The sequence below is a fragment of the Peptoniphilus sp. HCN-40583 genome, from assembly GCF_037892835.1.
GTDB classification, from domain to species: Bacteria; Bacillota; Clostridia; order Tissierellales; family Peptoniphilaceae; genus Aedoeadaptatus; species Aedoeadaptatus rachelemmaiella.
This window is the reverse complement of sequence record NZ_JBBKBU010000008.1, coordinates 1-19,718: the sequence shown is the minus strand read 5'-3', so window position 1 is coordinate 19,718 and position 19,718 is coordinate 1. Positions and strand designations below refer to the sequence as shown.

The following is a 19,718-nucleotide window of genomic DNA, read 5'->3' as shown; positions in this document are numbered from 1 at the left end:
TTTTTATTGGCGGAATTTGAGCAAAAAAAGAGCCCGCCTCGGCGGACTCTTCGCAAGGATCAATTCACTCCGAGAAGGAGCTTAAATCCGTTGCTCAGCGGATCGTATTCTAAAATCGCGGTGCCTGTTTTGTTAATAAAAATGTGGCGGACGTGGTCGGTAAGGTTGGGATCTACGGGATTGTCTTTGCGCAAGGTGACGAGAAAGCCCTCGATCTCCTGTTGATTGTATTCCGCAAGCTCCGGCCGGGTGTCCGTGGCGTAGTAGCTTTTATCTAAGCGTCCCGTGGCTGTCAGTCGGCTGATTACTTCATCCGCTGCATTGGCGGCGTTGACATAGGCTTTTAAATACCGATCGGCGGCGGTGATCCGCACCGCCCGCGCCGCGCCGTCCCATTCCACGTTCATATCGAACATTTCGGCGATGGCTCTGAGGGGAAGCATGGTGCGATTGTTTTTTATAAAGGCCGCCGAATCTAAGGGCACGGGCCCCGCCATCTCTGCCGTACTGATCCATATCTCTTTCTTTCCGATGGGAATATAGATCTGCTTGTCGCCTTTTTCGATGGAGACGGCTTTTTCATTTTTCAGATAAAAAACCTGCGCCCCTAAATTTTCGGCGATGACGCGCACGGGCACAAAGGTTCTGGAATTTTTAATTACCGGCGGCTGATCCGTGGAGATGATTTCGCCGTTAATTAAAATCGTCACATCCTTCGGTGCCTTAAAGGCCAGGCTGAAGAGGAGCAAGGGCAAAAGCCACAGCCATTTTCTGCGATCCGTCTTTTTCATGATTTTCTCCTTTCGACCTGGGCGGTTTTTCTTTCCATAACGTCCGGTGGATTTACTTCTTTTTCTTCTCCCCTTTCATGATCTTTTTCACGTCGTCGCCTTTTAAGTCCATGTAGTTTTCCTTCGAAATGCGGCTCGTGGTCACGCCGTGTTCCGAGTGCAGGTACTCATCCACGCAGTCCAAATTGGAGACTTCGCTCCTCGTCTCGAATTCGTAGGTGTGGCGGGCGTCTTGATTTCTGTATTTTTTCACCATGCTGAAGAAGTAGATAAAGCCGGCCACGAGCAGGAACCAGACAATGTCTCGGCCCTCTTGAATCTTCGTGCCGTCGAACAAATCCAGTGCCAAAATAATTCGCAGGACGATGGCGGCAAAGAAGCTTGCGATTTCCACGAGAAGGGAGACGAGAAAGAGCTTGCCGTAATTAATGGGGACGCTTCCCATGGTCTCCTTTGTTCTGGCGTTTACCGCCACGTAGTGGAGCAGCTGCTTTTTGCCCTTCACCTGCATGTAGCTGTAGAGCCACACAGGCAAGTAGGCGGACTTCCACGCGTCGCCTATGACGGTAAAGTCTTCCTGCTTCCAGTGCACGCCCCGGTCGTAATCCATGAGCGTATCTAAAATCGCCAACCGCGCCACATCGGCGCTTTGTACGTCAGTGACCTCTTTCAGCCCGCCCATATTGGTGTCCCGCTTTTCCGAGGTGTAGCCCCGTAGGTAATTGGCATTGTAGGCCACACAATTTTCCGTATCGAAGGGCAAAATGGAATTAATAATGTTGGTGGTCTTGGTCTTGGATTTGTAATCCAATTTGTCGCTGCTGGATTCGATAACCAAGTCGTCGATGGCGATGTCGAAGTCCCGTTCCACATGGTAGGTGTCCACGTCGTATTCCCTGTGTTCCCCGTCGTCGTCTTTTACCATGTAGCTGTTGGTTTCAATTTCCCCTTCGCCGGCCAGCTTCATGTGGCCGTTGACATCCACCAGCATGTAGGGAAGGTAGACGCCGCAGATATTTTCCGTGGTAAATTCCTTCGCGAATGTAGGATGGGCGAATTTTCTTCGCTCGCCGACGAAGGTTTCGATTTCTTTCTGGGCCTCTTCTTTGGAAATGCTGAAGGGCAACAGAACATCGGGCACGGCGCCGTTTGGAATGACGCTGTTAATGGAAAGGGTGTTGCGGCACCAATGGCAGCGGGCTTGGGTGGAGGAGGCCGTATCGACGACGACCTCCGCGCCGCAGCTCTCGCACTTTAAGGTGATGACATCGTCGGCATCGGCGTCGATGTCCTTGGCGCCGCTTTGAACGGTGCTTCCCTTTAAGGTCTCGATGGCCGCATCGTCTGCCGCGCGGATCAGTTCAAACTCGTGGCGACAGAAATTGCAACGCAGCTTTCCGGACTTCGTGTTGGTCTGAATATCCGTGGCGCCGCATTTGGGGCATTTAATTTGGCCGTTGGCTTTGTTTTCTTCCGCGACGGTACTATTCATCTTGTCATCAGCCATAATCCACCTCTACAGTCCCAATAATTCAGATTTTATTTTATTAAATTCGTCCGCATCGATGACGCCGGCATCCAATAATTTTTTCATTTGAATGAGCTTTTCCGTCGGGTCCGCTTCCTGCGGTGCAGCCTGTTGTTGATTGTTCATCCCTTGATTCACCGGCTGCTGCGTCGCGCCCATGACATTGCCTGCCGCGCCCATGCCCATGCCCATAAAGGCCATGTTGGCGCCGCCGCCGTTTTCTCCCGCCGCCTGCATGCCGCGGGCCACGGATTGTTGCATAAAGGAATTGCCTCGGGCACCGGAAAGGGCATCGGCACGCTTCACATCTTTCATCATTTCCTTCGTATCTTCGTCGTATTCCATGGCTAGAATGGCGGTTTTCACGATGGCAAGCCCTCGCTCCGTCTTCCACTGATAGCCTTCTTCCACGGCCTCGGTGAGGCTCTTGGCAAAGCCCATTTGGTCGCCTTGAATGCGGCTCATGCGATTGCCCTTGGAGGGATCGTTGGTGTAGTTGGAGAAGGCGGCAGAAAGGGAACCGACCACTTCGTTGAAAAGCTGTTCCGCCGCGTCGTTATCCAAATCGCCGAAGTCGAAGACCGGCGCGTTTTGAATCAGGAATTTTTGCGGCACGAAGTTTTTGACGAAGAGCAAGGGATCCACGATCTTTAAGGTGTAGGTGCCTCGGGTCACGGCGCCGACTTGGGTGCCGAAAAAGGCATCGTCCCAGTAAATTTCGCTTTGGGTGCCGAAGCGATTGTTGGGGATCTCCTTTAGATTGACGTAAAAGGCCAATTGTTGGGCGCCGGCTTGTCCGCCGAATTGAATCTTCTCCCAGGTGGACTGAATCAAGCTGCCCACGGGATCTTCCGTGGTGAAGATGCTTTGGGCATTGGCGTCGTCGGTTTGATAGATGAATCCGCCGGGCTCGGCCACAATGCCGGTGATGGCGCCGTCTTCCATGGTAATGAGGGCCGTCCCCTCGGGCACGATGATCTTGCTGCCCGAGGTAATAATGTTGTCGTTGCCCTTGGTGTTTTCGCCGCGGCCGTTGTTGCTGCCCTTGGGCTTGGCGGCAAAAATAGCTGCCGTGGCGGAAATGCCTTCCGGCACCATGTAAAAATCTTTCCACTGATCGGCGAAGCTTCCGCCTAAAGCGCCGGTAAATGCTTTAACAAATCCCATCATGTCCTCCTTTTTCTCTCATGTCTTTCTTACTTTCAGTTGTTCTTCTTATCCTTTAGGAAGTTCCACTCTGGCGTCGTCATACAAAAGGCGTACGGCCAATGCCACCACTTCGTTGCGGCGGATCTTCCCGTCGGGGTTAAAGCGCATCCATTCGTCGCCAACGGCTACCCCCATGCGGTACATGGTCAGGATCTCTTGATGGTGAGGCGTGCTTCTGTCCACATCGGGAATGTCCGTTAAGGGCACGTCGGGATTTAAAAACCCCCGTCCCGGCCGCTGGTCCACGTGGGCAAACATGCCCGCCACGTCCCTTCGCTTCGCCGGTGCGTTCCAATTTTCGCAGGCATAGAGCTTGACTTTGCCTTGCGCAACTTTCGGATTTCTGTAAATTCCGTTGTCGTAACAATAACGCAGGTATTGCCCGTACCACGGCGAGGTGCGATTAGCCTCAAAGTCGGTGTACCGTTGCATTAATCGATCGTTCAGTTTCGCCGCCATGGTAGCCACTTCCCCCATGGTTACGTAACCCTCGGGGTCGAAGGTGGTCTCGGTGCGTCCGTTTATAATGCCCTCGTTGTACGCGCATTGAACGTAGAAGCCGTACCAGCTGTCCTTGTCCACGTCAATAAAGGGCAGGTACTCTTCCCCATCGGGCATAATGTTGCCCCGGCCGGCATAAACATTCGTTGAAACGAACGGCATACAGATCAAGGCCGCCACAAGGAGAAGGGCAATGCGTCTCTTTTTCATAGAGGACTCCTTTCTTCTTCATCAATTGAATCTCTTGATAGCTTTAGTTTAGTCGATATTTGTAAAGCATCCATCACCTGGAAGTATGAGATAAGGGCTTTTCGAAAAATTTTCCACGACATTTGAAAAAAGGGTACAAAAAAAGACACCACCCATGGGCAGTGCCTCTATGTAGCCGGACGTGCCGGCTATTAAACTAATTCGATGATGGCCATTTCTGCGCCGTCGCCACGACGGGGACCTTTTTTCAGAATGCGCGTATAACCGCCTTGACGGTCGGCGTATTCCGGTGCAATTTCTTCGAACACTTTCGTTACAACGGATTCGTCGAAGATGTAAGCCAGTGCTTGACGTCTTGCGTGAAGATCGCCTCGTTTGCCGAGGGTAATCATCTTTTCAGCCATGCGTCTGGTTTCTTTTGCACGGGTCACTGTGGTTTCAATGCGGCCTTCGCGCAATAGATCGGTTGTTAAGTTTCTTAACATGGCCCGTCTATGGGGCGTCGTGCGGCCTAATTTTCTGAGCTGTGCCACAATGGTTCCTCCTTTATTCTTCGTTTTCTCTGAGAGAGAGTCCGAGTTCGTCCAGTTTTTCTTGCACTTCTTCCAGGCTCTTCTTTCCGAGATTTCTAACTTTCATCATTTCGTCTTCGGTTTTGTCCGTGAGCTCGCTCACGGTGTTGATGCCGGCGCGTTTCAGACAATTGAAGCTGCGAACGGACAGATCCAACTCTTCCACGGTCATTTCAAGGACTTTTTCCTTTTGCCCTTCCGGTTTTTCAACCATAATGTCCATGTCGTTGACTTCTTCTGTCATGGAGACGAACAGATCCAAGTGTTCCATGAGAATCTTGGCTGCCAGAGACGTGGCTTCGTCGGCGGTCATGGAACCGTCGGTTTCCACATCCAAGATCAAACGATCGTAATCGGTACGCAAACCGACACGGGTGTTTTCTACATTCCAATTCACCATGCGAATAGGCGTGTAGTTGGAATCCACGGCGATAACGCCGATCTCGGTGATTTCGTCTTTTTTCAGTTCGCTCGGCTCGTAGCCCCGGCCTCGTTCGATGACGAGTTCCATATAAAAGTTCGCATCGTCGTTTAAAGTGGCGATGTGGTGTTCGGGATTGACGATTTCCACACCGGCCGGCAAGGTAATGTCTCCGGCGACCAGTTCCCCGGCGCCCACTTTCTCAACGGAAAGGCGCACAGGTTCGTCTTGATCGCTTTTAAACACGATGCCTTTAATGTTCAGGATAATCTCCGGAACGTCTTCTAATACGCCGTCGATGACGCTGAATTCGTGTTCGACGCCGCGAATGTTGACGAAGGAAACAGCACAACCCGGAAGCGAGGAGAACAGCACTCTGCGAAGGGAGTTGCCTAATGTGATGCCGTAGCCGTTTTCCAACGGCTCGACGATAAATCTTCCCTTATTGCCGTCGCTTGATACTTGTTCAACTACAATACTAGGCTTTTCAATTTCAATCATATTTTCGCCCTCCTGGGAATGGATCTGTAGAGACTTTCTCGTGAGATGGTATGCTGTTTTACTATCAGACTCTACGACGTTTCGGCGGACGGCAACCGTTGTGAGGAATGGGGGTTACGTCTTTAATCATGGTAACTTCCAAACCGGATGCTTGTAAGGAACGGATGGCCGCTTCACGACCGCTGCCGGGTCCCTTGACGAAGACTTCAACGCTCTTTAAGCCGTGTTCCTTTGCCTTGGTGGCCGCTTCTTGAGCAGCTTCTTGTGCAGCAAAGGGCGTGGATTTTCTGGAACCTTTGAAGCCGAGTTGACCGGCACTGGACCAGGAGATGACATTGCCGCTCATGTCGGTCAAGGTCACCATGGTGTTGTTAAAGGAAGAAGCAATATGCGCTTGTCCCTTTTCAATATTCTTGCGCACTCTCTTTTTGGAGCGCGTAGCTCTACCTTGTTTAGCCATTTAGCCCTCCTACTTCTTCTTCGATACAATCATCTTCGGACCTTTGCGCGTTCTCGCATTGGTCTTGGTTTTTTGACCGCGAACGGGCAGGCCTCTCTTGTGGCGAATGCCACGGTAGCAGTTGATTTCGCGCAGACGCTTAATGTTCATTGCGATTTCGCGTCGTAAATCCCCTTCTACATGGTACTCGTCGATGACTTTACGAATCGAGGCGATTTCCGCTTCGGTTAAGTCTTTAATATACGTGTTGAAGTCGACGCCGGCTTTCGTCAGGATTTCTTGGGCGCGGGAACGTCCGATGCCGTAAATATAGGTGAGCCCGATTTCAGCTCGTTTTTCTCTAGGTAAGTCAATACCAGCAATTCTTGCCATGCCAACACCCCCTATCCTTGTCTTTGTTTATGCTTCGGGTTTTCGCAAATCACCATGACGCGTCCTTTGCGCTTGATGACTTTGCATTTATCACACATCTTCTTAACTGAAGGTCTTACTTTCATTTCGTCCCCTCCTAAACTATTTCTTTCTCCAGGTAATACGTCCGCGGGTTAAGTCATAAGGACTCAGCTCGACGGTCACCCGATCGCCGGGCAATATACGAATGTAGTGCATGCGCAATTTACCGGAGATATGAGCTAGAATTTCGTGTCCGTTTTCTAACTTAACCTTAAAGTTTGTATTGGGCAGGGCATCCGTTACGACGCCTTCCACTTCAATGACATCTTCTTTTGCCATGGTTGCATCCTCCTTATGCCTCTTGGAAGCGAGACAGTTGTTTACGAATATAGCTATCGTTTAACGGTCTATCCTCAGGTTTCAGATCCACAAGAGAATGGGTTTTTTGCAAATGCATGGCCTTTTTCCGCTTGGGATTATCCAACGTTCTTCTCTTGCCGTCTGCCAGAAGAAGATATCTGTCGTCAATCACTTCCAAGACCACAAAGAAACCTTCTTTGTCTCTGCCCGCCTTGGATATGACTACCTGACCGACCTTAATATCTGCGGTGGTGTTCATCGACGATTAGGCCTCGTTGTCGAGCCCACGCCGTATTTGCGTAAATACATCGTCGATGGCTTTGGAACCGTCGATATCCAGTAACAGTCCTTGCGCTTTATAATAGTCGATTAACGGGGAAGTTTGTCTTTCGTAGACGTCGATGCGCTTCTTCACCGTTTCTTCCGTATCGTCATCACGTTGAATGAGCTTTGTGTTGTCGTCGTCACAGATGCCTTCCACCTTCGGTTGTTGATTCTTCACGTGGTAGGTTCTGCCGCAGGTGGGGCATACCCGTCTGCCGACGGCGCGATCAATAAGCAGTTCGCTGGGAACATGGATATTAACGACACAATCCAATTTGATGCCCATGGCTTCTAACGCTGCGTCTAAAGAGACGGCTTGGTTTACCGTGCGAGGGAAGCCGTCTAATAAAAAGCCTGCTTCCACATCGGGTTTTTTCAAGCGGTCCACGACAATCTCGTTGACAACTTCGTCGGGAACCAACTCGCCGCGATCCATGAAGCTTTTGGCTTTCTTGCCGAGTTCCGTGGCATTTTTAATGTTTTCGCGGAAAATATCGCCTGTGGAAATGTGAACCACATTGTACGTTTCGACGATGGATGCCGCTTGGGTGCCTTTGCCGGCGCCCGGCGGGCCTAAAATGACTAGTCTCATGTGATCCTCCTTATTTTAGGAATCCCTTATAGTGTCGCATCATTAATTGTTGTTCCAAAATTCGTGCCGTTTCCATAATAACGCCGACGACGATGATTAAACTGGTGCCGCCGAAGCTAAAGTGCATGCCCGTGACTTTTTCTAAAATCGTAGGCAAAACAGACAACAGGGCCAGGGCCAATGCGCCGGGGAAAACCAGACGGTTTACCATTTGTTGCAGGTATTCCGATGTTTTCTTGCCGGGGCGAATGCCGGGAATAAAGCCGCCGTTTTGTTGTAAGTTTTTGGAATATTCCACCGTGTTAAATTGGATGGCCGTATAGAAGAAGGTAAAGAAGACGATCAACAGGACCATGAAGATGCTGTAAATAAAGATCCCAATATTACCTGCTGGCGTAAACCATTTGGTCATGAATTTGGCCGCTTGAGAATTCGGGCCTTGGAACATGACGATAATCGATGGAATGCTCATAATGGTTTGAGCGAAAATGATCGGCATGACGCCGCTCATGAGAACTTTAATGGGAATATGGGTGCTTTGACCGCCGTACATTTTCCGTCCCACGACGCGCTTGGCGTATTGAACGGGTACTTTGCGTTGCCCTTCGTTAAGCAGGACGACGAAGAAGACGATGGCAATGGCCAGGGCGATGAAAACAACGACCCAAGCCCAAGATACCATGCCTGCTGCCGCCATGCGGAAGGAAGCCCATATATCAGCGGGGAATCTGGCTACGATCCCTGCAAAGATGAGTAGAGAGATCCCGTTTCCGATCCCTTTTTCCGTAATCATTTCACCAATCCAAATCAGGAAGGTACTCCCAGCCACAACAGAGAGAATAATGACTACGTCTTGGAACGGGTTGGCGGTGTTCACTGCTTGTCTGTAGAAGCCGTAGGTATAACCGATGGCTTGTACGGCAGCGAGTGCAACCGCTAAATACCTTGTATACTTTGCGATCTTTTTCCGTCCGGTTTCGCCTTCTTTGCTGAGCGCTTCCAAACTGGGAATCGCAATGGTCAACAATTGAAGCACGATGGAAGCCGTGATGTAGGGATAAATGCTCGTCGCAAAGACGGAGAAATGTCCGAAGTTACCGCCGCTCATTAAATCCAAGAACGAGAGTATACCACCTTGTTGTTGGTTAAAAATCTTCGCTATCGCCGACCGATCCATAAAGGGAACGGGAATGTGGCTGCCGAAGCGAAAGACCACGAGCATCAACACGGTGAAGAGAAGCTTTTTTCGAATTTCCGGGATCTTCCAAGCATCTCTAAAGGTTTGGATCATCTAGATCACCTCAGCCTTTCCCCCTGCCGCTTCGATTTTTTCAGCTGCGGATTTGGAGAAGTGGTTGGCTTTGACGTTAACAGAGACGTTAATGTCGCCGTTACCTAAAATGCGTAAGCCGTTTTTGGCGTCGGCACGCTTAACCATACCGCTTTCAATCAAGGAATCCAAGGTGACAGTCGATCCGTTTTCAAATTGGTTTAATGCGTCTACGTTTACAATGGCATATTGTTTTTTGAAAATATTGGTAAAGCCACGTTTCGGAAGACGACGGAAAAGGGGCATTTGGCCACCTTCAAAGCCGGGGCGAACGCCGCCGCCACTGCGGGCCTTTTGACCCTTGTGGCCGCGTCCGGCGGTCTTACCGGTACCGGAACCGATACCGCGGCCGAGACGTTTCTTTGCCTTGACTCCTCCACCTTCTTGAGGTCTTAAATCATGCAATTTCATTACGTCCACCTCCTTAGTCGACAATTTCAACCATAAAGTCTACTTTGTTGATCATGCCGCGGATTTGAGGTGTATCCTGTTTTTCAACGACTTGACCGACTTTTCTGAGACCTAAGGCTTTAATCGTGCGTTTGTGTTTTTCAATTCTTCCGATGGGGCTTCTTTTGAGTTTAATTTTAATGGTACTCATCACATCCCCCTTATCCTAAAATTTCGTCGACGCTTTTGCCGCGAAGTTTAGCTACATTTTCAACGGTCTTTAAAGACGTTAACCCTTCCATCGTGGCGTTCACGGTGTTTCTCGGATTGGACGATCCGATGCTGTGGGTGTAGATATCTTTAATCCCCGCAAGCTCGCATACGGCACGGACGCTTCCGCCGGCGATAACACCGGTACCGGGACGAGCCGGTTTCAAGAACACGCGGCCTGCGCCGAAGACGCCGGTTACTTTGTGGGGGATGGTGTTTCCGACCAAATTAATCTTCACCATGTTTTTCTTCGCCGCTTGGCTACCCTTGCGAATCGCTTCGGGAACTTCCAGGGCCTTGCCGGTACCGATACCGACGCGACCGTTTCTGTCGCCGACGACGACGAGGGCAGAAAAACGCATATTACGACCACCCTTAACGGTCTTTGCAACACGGTTGATAGCAACGACTCTTTCGTCGAGTTCCGTGTCTCTATCTCTGGTATTGTTTTTCGTACGGTTCAATCTTTCCCTCCTTAGAACTTCAGTCCTGCTTCGCGAGCAGCTTCGGCTAAAGCGGCGATGCGACCGTGATAAATGTAACCGGAGCGATCGAAGACGGCTTCTTCAATGCCGTTTTCTTTTGCTTTCTTTCCGATTGCTTCACCGACGGCTTTGGCCGCTTCTACGTTCTTCGTGCTTTCCAGATTCAAGGACTTGTCCAAGGTGGAAGCACTGGCCAATGTCTTTCCGTTTACATCGTCAATCAGTTGAGCGTACAGATGGTGCGCACTGCGGTAAATGGCAAGACGAGGTTTGGATTCCGTTCCGTTAATTTTCTGTCTGACGCGAATATGTCTCGCTTTTCGATTGCCTTGGCGATCAACTTTTTTAAACAAAACACTCCACTCCTTTCTTACTTACCGGTCTTACCGACTTTTCTGCGTACGTATTCGCCAACGTAGCGAATGCCCTTGCCCTTGTAGGGTTCCGGCGAACGGAAGCTGCGAATGTAGGCAGCGTAGGCGCCTACTTTTTGCTTATCGATTCCGCGCACGATGATTTGCGTGTTGGACGGAACTTCGACTTCGATTCCTTCGGGATCTTCAAGTTCGATCGGGTGGGAGTGACCGAGGTTTAAGTTCAGCTTTTTGCCTTGCTTTTGCGCACGGTAACCGGTACCGATGATTTCCATTTGCTTTTCGTAACCGTTGACGACGCCTTCGATGTTGTTGGCGATGAGGGTACGATAAAGGCCGTGGAGCGCGCGAATGTCTTTATTGTCATTGGGACGCGTAACGACGACTTGGTTGTCTTCGACGGCGACGGTAATGGCCGGATCGATTTCAGTTTGAAGGACGCCCTTGGGCCCTTTTACTTCGACGATGTGGCCGTTGATCTTCACTTCTACGCCGGAAGGGATATCGATAGGATTTTTTCCGATTCTGGACATCTTTTTCTCCTTCCTTTACCAAACGTAGCAGAGAACTTCTCCGCCAACTTGTTCCTTGCGTGCATCGCGGTCCGTCATAATGCCCTTGGAAGTAGAGATGACGGCAATGCCTAAGCCACCTAATACCTTGGGGATTTCCGTGTTCTTTGCGTAAACGCGAAGACCGGGTTTGGAAATGCGCTTAATGCCGCTGATTACTTTTTCGTCGTTTCTTCCGTATTTTAATTCTACATTAATTTTGCCTTGCGGGCCTTCTTCAAGCACGTCGTAGCCTTTAATATAGCCTTCCTCGAGAAGGATACGGGCGATTTCCGCCTTTATTTTCGAAGCGGGAATCTCAACAGATTTATGTTTTGCATCGTTGCCATTACGGATTCTCGTAAGCATATCTGCAATAGGGTCTGTCATCATAGTCAATTCCTCCTTTCGGTTAGCCTTACCAGCTTGCCTTTCTTACGCCGGGGATTTGCCCTGCGTAAGCCAGTTTACGGAAACAAATTCTGCAAATACCGTATTTTCTCAGTACTGCATGAGGGCGACCGCAAATTTTGCATCGGGTATAGTTTCTGGCGCTGTACTTGCTTTTACGTTTTTGCTTCGCTACCATGGATTTCTTTGCCACAGTTTAACCCTCCTTCTTTGCAAAAGGCATGCCCATCTTTTCAAGGAAAGACTTTGCCTCTTCGTCTGTTTCGGCGGTTGTCACGATGGTAATATCCATTCCGCGCAACGTGTCGATTTTATCGTATTCGATTTCCGGGAAAATCAATTGTTCTTTGAGTCCCAGAGCGTAGTTTCCTCTGCCGTCGAATGCCGTGGGTTTAATGCCGCGGAAGTCGCGAACGCGCGGCAGGGCGACGTTCATGAGCTTGTCGAGGAAATCATACATTCTGTCACCGCGAAGGGTAACTTTGCAACCGATGGCGCTGCCTTCACGCAATTTGAAGTTTGCGATGGACTTGCGCGCTTTGGTGATAATCGGTTTTTGGCCTGCGATTAAGGTCAAGTCGTTGACAGCACTTTCCAGTGCTTTCGGATTGTCCTTCGCTTCGCCCAGACCAATATTAATCACGACCTTTTCAAGGCGAGGAATTTGCATGGTGTTGGCATACTTAAACTCGTCCATTAAAGCAGGTGCGACTTCGTTTTGGATTTTATCTTTTAATCTCGATGTCATCACAGGCCTCCTTACTTATCAGAAATCGTAGCGCCGGAGGACTTCAGGACACGTACCTTTTTGCCGTCTTTAAACTCGTAGCCGATGCGGCTTTTGGTGTTGGTCTTTGTATCGTAATACATGACATTGGATACGTGGATCGGGGCTTCAACTTTGTTGATGCCGCCGGGGTTTTGCGGTCCTCTCGGTTTTTCGTGTTTCGTCACGATGTTGACACCTTCGACGACAACGCGGTCAAGTTTCGGAATGGTACGAACGACCTTTCCTTTTTTGCCTTTGTCCTTGCCGGAAATGACTTCGACGGTATCTCCTTTTTTGATGCGCATTCTATGCCACCTCCTTAAAGAACTTCCGGAGCCAAGGAGATAATACGCATAAAGCTTTCTCCTCTGAGCTCGCGGGTTACCGGCCCGAAAATACGGGTGCCTTGGGGATTTTTATCGTCCTTAATGATGACGGCTGCGTTGTCGTCGAACTTAATGTAGGTTCCGTCGGGACGACGAATGCCTTTTTTCGAACGAACGATGACCGCCTTGACGACGGCACCTTTTTTAACAACGCCACCGGGTGTTGCGTGTTTGACGGAGCAAACAACGATGTCGCCAATGTTGGCATAGCGACGGTTCGTGCCGCCTAATACCTTGATGACGCCCAGTTCTCTTGCGCCGGAGTTGTCAGCAACTCTTAATCTGGTTTCTTGTTGAATCATCCCGAGAACCTCCTTATTTCGCTTTTTCTACGATTTGGACGAGGCGGAATCTCTTATCCTTCGAAAGGGGACGTGTCTCCATTGCGCGTACGGTATCGCCGACACTTGCTTCGTTGTTCTCGTCGTGCACCTTGTATTTCTTCGTGTTTTTGAATCGTTTATTGTAAATCGGGTGACTCTTGAAGGTCTCGACGGCTACGACAATCGTCTTGTCCATGGCATCGCTTACGACCTTACCGGAGATCACTTTTCGTTGATTTCTTTCCATAAGTTACGCCTCCTTTTCCATGTTGAGCTCACGCTCTCTTTGGATGGTCTTCACCCGCGCGATGTCTCTTTTCACGCTTTTGATGGTGGACGGATTGTCTAATTGGCCTGTTGCAAGTTGAAAGCGAAGGTTAAAGAGCTCGTTCTTCAACTCGGACACCTTTTTATTCAGCTCGTCACCGGATAAATTGCGGATGTCTTTAATTTTCATTGCTATCGCCCTCACTTTCTTCCTTATTCTTGGCGATAAAACGCGTCTTGATGGGAAGCTTCATGGCCGCGAGACGCATGGCTTCGCGGGCAACTTCTTCTTCGACGCCGCCCAGTTCAAACAGAACGCGGCCCGGTTTAACAACGGCAACCCAGTACTCGGGTGCCCCTTTACCGGAACCCATACGGGTTTCAGCCGGCTTTTCCGTAACCGGTTTGTCGGGGAATACTTTGATCCAGATGTTACCGCCACGACGAATGTAGCGGGTCATGGCACGACGTGCGGCCTCGATTTGATTGGAAGTGATCCAGGTCGGTTCCAATGCTTGGATGCCAAAGTCACCGTAGGTGAGCGTATTGCCTCTGTGTGCAACACCCTTCATTCTCCCGCGATGTTGTCTCCGATATTTTACTCTTTTCGGCATTAACATAGTGCTTTCCTCCTCACTTACCGTCTATCTTGGCCTTGGCCTTGATTTCTGCGGCTTCCTCCGCGGCGTTTGTCGTTGTTGCCGCGACGTCTGTTGTCTCGACGATTTCTGCGTCCTTGAGGCGCTTCGGGAAGAACTTCTCCCTTATAGAGCCATACTTTGACGCCGATCTTGCCGTAGGTCGTGTCGGCTTCGGCAAAACCGTAATCGATGTCTGCACGTAAGGTTTGAAGGGGGATGGTACCTTCGCTGTAGCCTTCGCGACGGGCCATGTCGGCGCCGCCTAAACGGCCGGAGCATTGGGTACGGATTCCCTTGACGCCTAAGCGCATAACCCGTTGGATGGTTTGTTTCATGGCACGACGGAAGGCGATACGGCGTTCCAATTGTGCTGCGATGTTTTCGGCGATTAAGGTTGCATCCAAGTCGGGATTTTTAATTTCATCGACATTGATGACGACGCTTCTGCCGGTTAATTTTTCAAGTTCTTGGCGAAGCTCTTCTACGCCGGTACCGCCGCGGCCGATAACCATGCCCGGCTTTGCCGTGGAGATGGAAATCTTAACCTTGTTGGCAGCCCGTTCGATTTCGATGCGGGAAACGCCGGCTTGGAATAAGTTTTTCTTAATGTATTTACGAATTTGATTGTCTTCGACGAGGAGATCTCCAAAGTCTTTTTTGTCGGCATACCATTTGGAATCCCAATCTTTAATGATCCCTACACGAAGACCGTGCGGATTTACTTTTTGACCCATTCTTCTCCCCCTTATTATTCTCTTTCGGAAACGACAACGCCGATGTGGCTGGAGCGCTTCAGAATCGGATACGCCATGCCCTTTGCTTTGGGGCGATAACGTTTCATCGTCGGACCGTCGTTTGCGTAAGCTTCCTTGACAATGAGATCTTCGCGATCCAGGTTCAAGTTGTTTTCCGCATTGGCGACGGCGGAGTGAAGAACTTTATAAAGTTCACGGGCGCCGCGCTTCGGTGTAAATTTCAAAAGCGCCAGGGCTTCATCCACTTGTTTGCCGCGAATTTCCGCGCAAATGAAGTTGACCTTCAAAGGAGAAATGCGCACGTATTTTGCAATTGCTCTTGCTTCCATTCGTTACTCCTCCTTACATTCTCGTGGTTTTTTCGCCGCCGCCGTGACCGCGGAAGGTGCGAGTCATGACGAATTCGCCGAGCTTGTGGCCGACCATATCTTCGGTGATGTAGATCGGTACGTGTTTTCTACCGTCGTGAACGGCGATGGTGTGGGACACCATTTCCGGGAAGATCGTCGAACGACGAGACCAAGTTTTTACCACTTCTTTTTTGTTTGCTTCGTTGAGGGCGTCAATTTTCTTTAACAGATGTTCATCTGCGAAAGGGCCCTTTTTAATGGATCTGGACATTGCTTCCTCCTCCCTTATTTCGTTCTACGACGAACGATGTAACGATCGCTCTTCTTGTTCTTCTTACGCGTCTTAAGACCCAGTGCCTTCTTGCCCCAGGGTGTCATCGGGGACGGACGTCCGATAGGCGAACGACCTTCACCACCGCCGTGGGGGTGATCCACCGGGTTCATTGCGGAACCGCGAACGTGGGGACGAATGCCTAAGTGGCGTTTCTTCCCGGCCTTACCTAAGTTAATCAACTCGTGGGCAATGTTTCCGACCGTACCGACGGTGGCGCGGCAGTTGACGCTGACGCGGCGGTATTCGCCAGAGGGCAGACGGAGTTGAGCCATCGTGCCTTCTTTCGCGGAAAGTTGTGCCGAGGTGCCGGCTGCACGAGCGATTTGGCCGCCCTTGCCGGGGGTCATTTCGATGTTGTGCACCGTGGTACCGACGGGAATGGCGTGTAAGGGAAGGGCGTTGCCGACTTTAATATCGGCATCTTCGCCGGATTCCACTTTGTCGCCGACCTTTAAGCCCTTGGGGGCTAAGATGTAGCGCTTTTCGCCGTCTGCGTAGTTTAACAGGGCGATGTAGGACGTACGGTTCGGATCGTATTCGATTTCTGCGACCTTTGCGGGTACGCCGTCTTTGGCGCGCTTAAAGTCGATGATTCTGTATTTTTTCGCTGCGCCGCCGCCTCTGTGACGACTGGTGATGCGACCGTGTGCGTTACGGCCGGCCGATTTGTTGAGGCTGACGACCAAGCTTTTTTCAGGTTTGCTTCTGGTAATTTCTTCGAAACTGGCGACGGTCATGCCTCTGCGGCCGTTCGTCGTCGGTTTATATCTTTTGATCTCCATGAATGTCCCTCCTTAGGCTTATTGCATGTTGTCGAAGAATTCAATCGGTTGGGAATCATCCGTTAAGGTGACGATGGCTTTCTTCCAGTTGGGACGCTTGCCTACATTCATGCCTTGACGTTTGACTTTGCCTCTCATGTTCATCGTGTTGACCTTAGCTACCTTAACGGAGAAGATCGCTTCGATGGCTTTTTTGATTTCCGATTTGTTGCTCGTCTTCGCTACTTCAAAGGTGTACTTGTTTTCTTCCATCTCTAACATGGATTGTTCAGTAATGATAGGACGAATGATGATATCAAAGTTTTTCATTAGTTATACACCTCCACGATTTTGTCCAGCGCATCCTTGGTGAGGATCAGGGAGTCGTATTTTAAGATGTCGTAAACATTCATGGTGCCGACCGTAGAAACTTCTGCATTGGGAAGGTTTCTTGCGCTTAATACGACGTTCTTGTCGTTTTCTGCCGTAACGATCAATGCCTTTTTAGCGGCGCCCATGTTTTTCAATGCTTCGCTAAAAGCCTTGGTCTTCGGTGCATCGAAGGTGATTTGATCGACGACGATGAGTTCTTTTTCTTGAACTTTCGAGGTTAAAACGGATTTCATGGCTAAACGACGAACCTTTTTCGGCGTCGTGTAGCGGTAGCTTCTCGGCTTCGGTGCAAAGACGATGCCGCCGCCGCGCCATTGAGGCGAACGGATGGAGCCTTGTCTTGCACGGCCCGTGCCCTTTTGTCTCCAGGGCTTCTTGCCGCCGCCGCGAACCTCTGCGCGAGTTTTGGCGGACTGTGTACCTTGACGTCTGTTGGCCAGAATGTTCTTTACGACCAAATAGACGACGTGTTCGTTAATTTCTACATTAAAGATATCGTCGGAAAGTTCGATTTCTTCTAAGGACTTACCGGCCATATCTATCATTTGGAACTTAGTCATTATTCGTGTCCTCCTCTCGCTTATTTACCGCTTTTAACCGTGGCACGAACGCGAACGAGTCCGTTTTTCGGTCCGGGAACGGCACCTTTGATTAAAAGGAAGTTGTTGTCGGCATCGACGCGTACAACTTCGAGGTTTTGAACGGTAACACGTTCATTCCCCATGCGTCCCATCATGCGGTGGCCCTTCCATACGCGGCCCGGGTAGGATGCAGCACCCATACCACCGGGCATTCTGTGGAATTTCGAGCCGTGGGTTTCGCGGCCACGACCGAAGTTGTGACGCTTAATAAGACCTGCGGTTCCCTTACCCTTGCTGGTACCGGTCACATCGACCTTGTCGCCTGCTTCAAAGACGGTTACGTCTAAGGTGTCGCCGACGTTGAAGTCTTCGCCTTCAGCCAAGGGGAATTCGCGGAGTACCCGTTTGTATTCCACGCCGGCTTTGTCGAAGTGGCCCTTTAAGGGTTTGTTGACGCGTTTTTCTTTTACGGCGCCGGTTGCGACTTGAATCGCTTCGTAACCGTCGATGTCCATGGTCTTTCTTTGAACGACCACTTGGGGTTCAACCGCCACGACGGTGACGGGCACTTGTACGCCTTCTTCGGTAAAGATTTGGGTCATGCCAATCTTTTTACCCAATGCATATTTCATAAAATACCTCCATTACAGCGGATTGCCTGGCAATCATATAGTCCGACAGCTTACAGTTTTATCTCGATATCTACACCTGCGGGCAGATTGAGTTTCATTAAAGAATCCACGGTTTTTTGATTCGGGTTCATGATGTCGATTAAACGCTTGTGCGTTCTTTGTTCGAATTGTTCACGGGAATCCTTGTGTTTGTGTACGGAACGAAGAATGGTGATGATTTCTTTTTCCGTGGGCAAGGGTACCGGACCCGATACGTCGGCGCCGCTGGCTTTTGTCGCTTCGACAATTCTTTGTGCGGAGCTGTCTAATAACTCGTGGTCATAAGCTTTCAAACGAATTCTGATTTTTTGTTTTACATTTGCAGACATTTAGTCCCTCCTAGTGCATTTTCCTCAACGATAAGGGAAGAGCGCCGATCAACCTAGCCGGGTGTTTTCTGTGCCCCGTAAAAAAAGTCGGGCGCTCCGTCGCCCAATTCACGATTGGACATTCTCGACAATAATTCCCTTTTCCGCAAGCCTCCGATGCGAACACATCTTTGCGCCTGTTTCAAAGCCACCTATTGTGTCAACGCATGTCTCACGCATACCTTAGTATTATACATAAAAAACAACCTAAAATCAAGGGATTCAGGCATTTTCTGCGGATTTTTCGGGCTCGCGCCTCGCTCCGCGGGTATTTACTTTGGCAACTTAGCTATAATAACCGAAACAATCGGCAATTGCAAGGCTTTTTCTGAAACTTTACAAAATAGCCATTCTGCCTGTTTTGATTTAACCCTATGATAAAATAGAAAGATAAAGGATGGTGTCTATGAAACTCTTAATTTTATTTGCAAGTCCTCGGCCCGAGGGAAACACGGCACAGCTTTTGGAGAAAATCACCAAACGCTTCGACGATTCCGTGGAGGTCACCCGCTTCGATCTCTATAAAATGAATCTGAAAAGTTGCATCGCCTGCCTGCGCTGCCAAAAGGTCTCGGACGGCTTTAATTGCGTCCACGACGACGATATGCAGAAAATTTTCGACGCGGCCCTTCAAAGCGATCTGATTCTATTCGCCACGCCGATTTATTCCTTCTATTGTATGCCGCCGATGAAGATGGTTCTGGATCGCTTGGTCTACGGCATGTGCAAATACTACGGCGAAACCATGGGGCCCTCGCTTTGGGCGGGCAAAACCATCGCCCTCGTCTCCACCTTCGGCTATCCGGAGGAAAAGGCCTCGGATCTGTTGACGGAAGGGCTCGTGCGCTACGCAAAGCACAACAAATTAAATTTCCTCGGCGCCTACGGCGAGCGCCAGCGCTCTTACAGGGAGCCCTTTATGAATGAAGCGGTCGAAAAAAGAGCCGAGGCATTTGCCGACAAGCTGATGGCCTATGACGACAGCTTAAATTAAACGGAAGCCATGGCTTTTGCTTCATCCATATAAAAATCCCCTTTTCCTCGCGGGAAAGGGGATTTTTGTTCGGCGCTTTTACAGTTCGATGCCGTCTAATTGTTTGCCCGCCATATTTGCGTAAGACAGGCTGACATTTTCCAAGGTGTAGATTTCGAAGACGTCGTCTTCCACGCTGTAGCCGGCTTTTGCCAACATGGGCATGGCTTCCAGTGCAGCCTTTTTCGATTCCGGGGAGGTGATGAATTTCGCTTCGCCGGTGATGCGCAAGGTATTCATCTTGCCGTCCAGGGCGCAGAATTCCGTTTTCGGATTGGCCTTCAATTGTTTGCACATTTTTTTACGATTGTCCGTGTAGAAAGCCAATTGGCCTTCAAATTCCATGACGAAACCAATAGGGCGAACGTGGGGTTGATCCCCGTCTGTGGTAGCTGCGTAAAATACTTTGGCGT

36 protein-coding genes are annotated in these 19,718 nt (G+C 50.0%); 1 reads left to right on the top strand and 35 read right to left on the bottom strand.

Going from position 1 to position 19,718, the window contains the following annotated elements; genetic code table 11:
- Positions 1-59: 59 nt before the first annotated feature.
- The 34 genes from WKT05_RS03790 to rpsJ all read right to left on the bottom strand — a co-directional run bounded on the left by WKT05_RS03790 (position 60) and on the right by rpsJ (position 18,233).
- Positions 60-791 (bottom strand): copper amine oxidase N-terminal domain-containing protein, encoded by a 732-nt coding sequence (locus WKT05_RS03790; RefSeq protein WP_340412959.1) that lies wholly within the window; start codon positions 789-791, stop codon positions 60-62.
- 52 nt (positions 792-843) lie between these two features.
- Positions 844-2,298, bottom strand: coding sequence for a TFIIB-type zinc ribbon-containing protein (locus WKT05_RS03785; protein WP_340412958.1), 1,455 nt, complete (start codon positions 2,296-2,298; stop codon positions 844-846).
- A 9-nt stretch (positions 2,299-2,307) separates the two neighbouring features.
- On the bottom strand, positions 2,308-3,486 hold the full coding sequence (locus WKT05_RS03780) for an SPFH domain-containing protein (RefSeq protein WP_340412995.1): 1,179 nt from the start codon (positions 3,484-3,486) through the stop codon (positions 2,308-2,310).
- Positions 3,487-3,534: 48 nt separating this feature from the next.
- The gene (locus WKT05_RS03775; protein ID WP_340412957.1) at positions 3,535-4,239 is read right to left on the bottom strand and encodes an S-layer homology domain-containing protein; all 705 of its coding nucleotides are present in this window, start codon (positions 4,237-4,239) and stop codon (positions 3,535-3,537) included.
- 191 nt (positions 4,240-4,430) lie between these two features.
- Complete coding sequence (gene rplQ, locus WKT05_RS03770; protein ID WP_215506939.1) at positions 4,431-4,772, bottom strand: 50S ribosomal protein L17; 342 nt, start codon at positions 4,770-4,772, stop codon at positions 4,431-4,433.
- A gap of 13 nt (positions 4,773-4,785) precedes the next feature.
- Complete coding sequence (locus tag WKT05_RS03765) at positions 4,786-5,733, bottom strand: DNA-directed RNA polymerase subunit alpha (protein ID WP_108832119.1); 948 nt, start codon at positions 5,731-5,733, stop codon at positions 4,786-4,788.
- Between the two features lie 64 nt (positions 5,734-5,797).
- Complete coding sequence (gene rpsK, locus WKT05_RS03760) at positions 5,798-6,193, bottom strand: 30S ribosomal protein S11 (RefSeq protein ID WP_108832118.1); 396 nt, start codon at positions 6,191-6,193, stop codon at positions 5,798-5,800.
- A gap of 9 nt (positions 6,194-6,202) precedes the next feature.
- Positions 6,203-6,565: a 30S ribosomal protein S13 gene (gene rpsM / locus WKT05_RS03755; RefSeq protein ID WP_340412955.1), complete on the bottom strand. Its 363-nt coding sequence runs from the start codon at positions 6,563-6,565 to the stop codon at positions 6,203-6,205.
- Between the two features lie 11 nt (positions 6,566-6,576).
- On the bottom strand, positions 6,577-6,690 hold the full coding sequence (rpmJ, locus tag WKT05_RS03750) for a 50S ribosomal protein L36 (protein ID WP_007556223.1): 114 nt from the start codon (positions 6,688-6,690) through the stop codon (positions 6,577-6,579).
- A 16-nt stretch (positions 6,691-6,706) separates the two neighbouring features.
- Entirely contained in the window at positions 6,707-6,925 is a 219-nt protein-coding gene (infA, locus tag WKT05_RS03745; RefSeq protein ID WP_068368873.1) for a translation initiation factor IF-1, read from the bottom strand.
- A 13-nt stretch (positions 6,926-6,938) separates the two neighbouring features.
- A complete protein-coding gene (locus tag WKT05_RS03740; protein WP_215506942.1) occupies positions 6,939-7,205 on the bottom strand; it encodes a KOW domain-containing RNA-binding protein in 267 nt (88 codons plus the stop codon).
- Between the two features lie 6 nt (positions 7,206-7,211).
- Positions 7,212-7,862: an adenylate kinase gene (locus tag WKT05_RS03735; protein WP_215506944.1), complete on the bottom strand. Its 651-nt coding sequence runs from the start codon at positions 7,860-7,862 to the stop codon at positions 7,212-7,214.
- Between the two features lie 10 nt (positions 7,863-7,872).
- Complete coding sequence (gene secY / locus WKT05_RS03730) at positions 7,873-9,153, bottom strand: preprotein translocase subunit SecY (RefSeq protein ID WP_340412954.1); 1,281 nt, start codon at positions 9,151-9,153, stop codon at positions 7,873-7,875.
- Positions 9,154-9,603, bottom strand: coding sequence for a 50S ribosomal protein L15 (rplO, locus tag WKT05_RS03725; protein WP_215506948.1), 450 nt, complete (start codon positions 9,601-9,603; stop codon positions 9,154-9,156).
- A 13-nt stretch (positions 9,604-9,616) separates the two neighbouring features.
- Entirely contained in the window at positions 9,617-9,793 is a 177-nt protein-coding gene (gene rpmD, locus WKT05_RS03720; RefSeq protein WP_215506950.1) for a 50S ribosomal protein L30, read from the bottom strand.
- Between the two features lie 10 nt (positions 9,794-9,803).
- Positions 9,804-10,316, bottom strand: a complete 513-nt coding sequence (gene rpsE, locus WKT05_RS03715) for a 30S ribosomal protein S5 (RefSeq protein ID WP_215506952.1) — start codon at positions 10,314-10,316, stop codon at positions 9,804-9,806.
- Positions 10,317-10,327: 11 nt separating this feature from the next.
- Entirely contained in the window at positions 10,328-10,690 is a 363-nt protein-coding gene (gene rplR, locus WKT05_RS03710; protein ID WP_215506954.1) for a 50S ribosomal protein L18, read from the bottom strand.
- Between the two features lie 17 nt (positions 10,691-10,707).
- Positions 10,708-11,244, bottom strand: a complete 537-nt coding sequence (gene rplF / locus WKT05_RS03705; protein WP_215506956.1) for a 50S ribosomal protein L6 — start codon at positions 11,242-11,244, stop codon at positions 10,708-10,710.
- 15 nt (positions 11,245-11,259) lie between these two features.
- Positions 11,260-11,655: a 30S ribosomal protein S8 gene (gene rpsH / locus WKT05_RS03700; protein ID WP_215506958.1), complete on the bottom strand. Its 396-nt coding sequence runs from the start codon at positions 11,653-11,655 to the stop codon at positions 11,260-11,262.
- A gap of 25 nt (positions 11,656-11,680) precedes the next feature.
- Positions 11,681-11,866, bottom strand: coding sequence for a type Z 30S ribosomal protein S14 (locus tag WKT05_RS03695; RefSeq protein WP_215506960.1), 186 nt, complete (start codon positions 11,864-11,866; stop codon positions 11,681-11,683).
- Positions 11,867-11,869: 3 nt separating this feature from the next.
- Entirely contained in the window at positions 11,870-12,421 is a 552-nt protein-coding gene (gene rplE / locus WKT05_RS03690; protein WP_340412953.1) for a 50S ribosomal protein L5, read from the bottom strand.
- Between the two features lie 11 nt (positions 12,422-12,432).
- Positions 12,433-12,747, bottom strand: a complete 315-nt coding sequence (rplX, locus tag WKT05_RS03685) for a 50S ribosomal protein L24 (protein ID WP_215506964.1) — start codon at positions 12,745-12,747, stop codon at positions 12,433-12,435.
- 14 nt (positions 12,748-12,761) lie between these two features.
- Positions 12,762-13,130: a 50S ribosomal protein L14 gene (gene rplN / locus WKT05_RS03680; RefSeq protein WP_215506966.1), complete on the bottom strand. Its 369-nt coding sequence runs from the start codon at positions 13,128-13,130 to the stop codon at positions 12,762-12,764.
- A 13-nt stretch (positions 13,131-13,143) separates the two neighbouring features.
- On the bottom strand, positions 13,144-13,398 hold the full coding sequence (gene rpsQ / locus WKT05_RS03675) for a 30S ribosomal protein S17 (RefSeq protein WP_148472399.1): 255 nt from the start codon (positions 13,396-13,398) through the stop codon (positions 13,144-13,146).
- 3 nt (positions 13,399-13,401) lie between these two features.
- Positions 13,402-13,608, bottom strand: coding sequence for a 50S ribosomal protein L29 (gene rpmC / locus WKT05_RS03670; protein ID WP_215506968.1), 207 nt, complete (start codon positions 13,606-13,608; stop codon positions 13,402-13,404).
- On the bottom strand, positions 13,598-14,038 hold the full coding sequence (gene rplP, locus WKT05_RS03665) for a 50S ribosomal protein L16 (protein WP_215506970.1): 441 nt from the start codon (positions 14,036-14,038) through the stop codon (positions 13,598-13,600). The genes rpmC and rplP overlap by 11 nt, the downstream gene beginning before the upstream one ends.
- 17 nt (positions 14,039-14,055) lie before the next feature.
- Positions 14,056-14,793 carry a 30S ribosomal protein S3 gene (gene rpsC / locus WKT05_RS03660; protein WP_215506972.1) on the bottom strand — a complete coding sequence of 246 codons (738 nt, stop codon included), beginning with the start codon at positions 14,791-14,793 and terminating at the stop codon, positions 14,056-14,058.
- 14 nt (positions 14,794-14,807) lie between these two features.
- The gene (gene rplV / locus WKT05_RS03655) at positions 14,808-15,143 is read right to left on the bottom strand and encodes a 50S ribosomal protein L22 (RefSeq protein ID WP_108832100.1); all 336 of its coding nucleotides are present in this window, start codon (positions 15,141-15,143) and stop codon (positions 14,808-14,810) included.
- A gap of 13 nt (positions 15,144-15,156) precedes the next feature.
- Positions 15,157-15,435 (bottom strand): 30S ribosomal protein S19, encoded by a 279-nt coding sequence (gene rpsS / locus WKT05_RS03650; protein WP_108832099.1) that lies wholly within the window; start codon positions 15,433-15,435, stop codon positions 15,157-15,159.
- Between the two features lie 14 nt (positions 15,436-15,449).
- Complete coding sequence (rplB, locus tag WKT05_RS03645; protein WP_340412952.1) at positions 15,450-16,280, bottom strand: 50S ribosomal protein L2; 831 nt, start codon at positions 16,278-16,280, stop codon at positions 15,450-15,452.
- Positions 16,281-16,298: 18 nt separating this feature from the next.
- Complete coding sequence (gene rplW, locus WKT05_RS03640; RefSeq protein WP_215506976.1) at positions 16,299-16,589, bottom strand: 50S ribosomal protein L23; 291 nt, start codon at positions 16,587-16,589, stop codon at positions 16,299-16,301.
- Complete coding sequence (gene rplD / locus WKT05_RS03635) at positions 16,589-17,212, bottom strand: 50S ribosomal protein L4 (protein WP_340412951.1); 624 nt, start codon at positions 17,210-17,212, stop codon at positions 16,589-16,591. The genes rplW and rplD overlap by 1 nt, the downstream gene beginning before the upstream one ends.
- Before the next feature lie 20 nt (positions 17,213-17,232).
- Positions 17,233-17,865: a 50S ribosomal protein L3 gene (gene rplC / locus WKT05_RS03630; protein ID WP_340412950.1), complete on the bottom strand. Its 633-nt coding sequence runs from the start codon at positions 17,863-17,865 to the stop codon at positions 17,233-17,235.
- A 50-nt stretch (positions 17,866-17,915) separates the two neighbouring features.
- Positions 17,916-18,233, bottom strand: a complete 318-nt coding sequence (rpsJ, locus tag WKT05_RS03625) for a 30S ribosomal protein S10 (RefSeq protein WP_068368942.1) — start codon at positions 18,231-18,233, stop codon at positions 17,916-17,918.
- A gap of 445 nt (positions 18,234-18,678) precedes the next feature.
- Between rpsJ and WKT05_RS03620 the strand changes: the two genes are divergently transcribed.
- Entirely contained in the window at positions 18,679-19,266 is a 588-nt protein-coding gene (locus tag WKT05_RS03620) for a flavodoxin family protein (RefSeq protein ID WP_340412949.1), read from the top strand.
- 78 nt (positions 19,267-19,344) lie between these two features.
- Here the strand turns inward: WKT05_RS03620 and WKT05_RS03615 are convergent.
- Positions 19,345-19,718 (bottom strand): pyridoxamine 5'-phosphate oxidase family protein (locus WKT05_RS03615; RefSeq protein WP_340412948.1); only part of this gene is annotated, 374 nt, incomplete at its 5' end.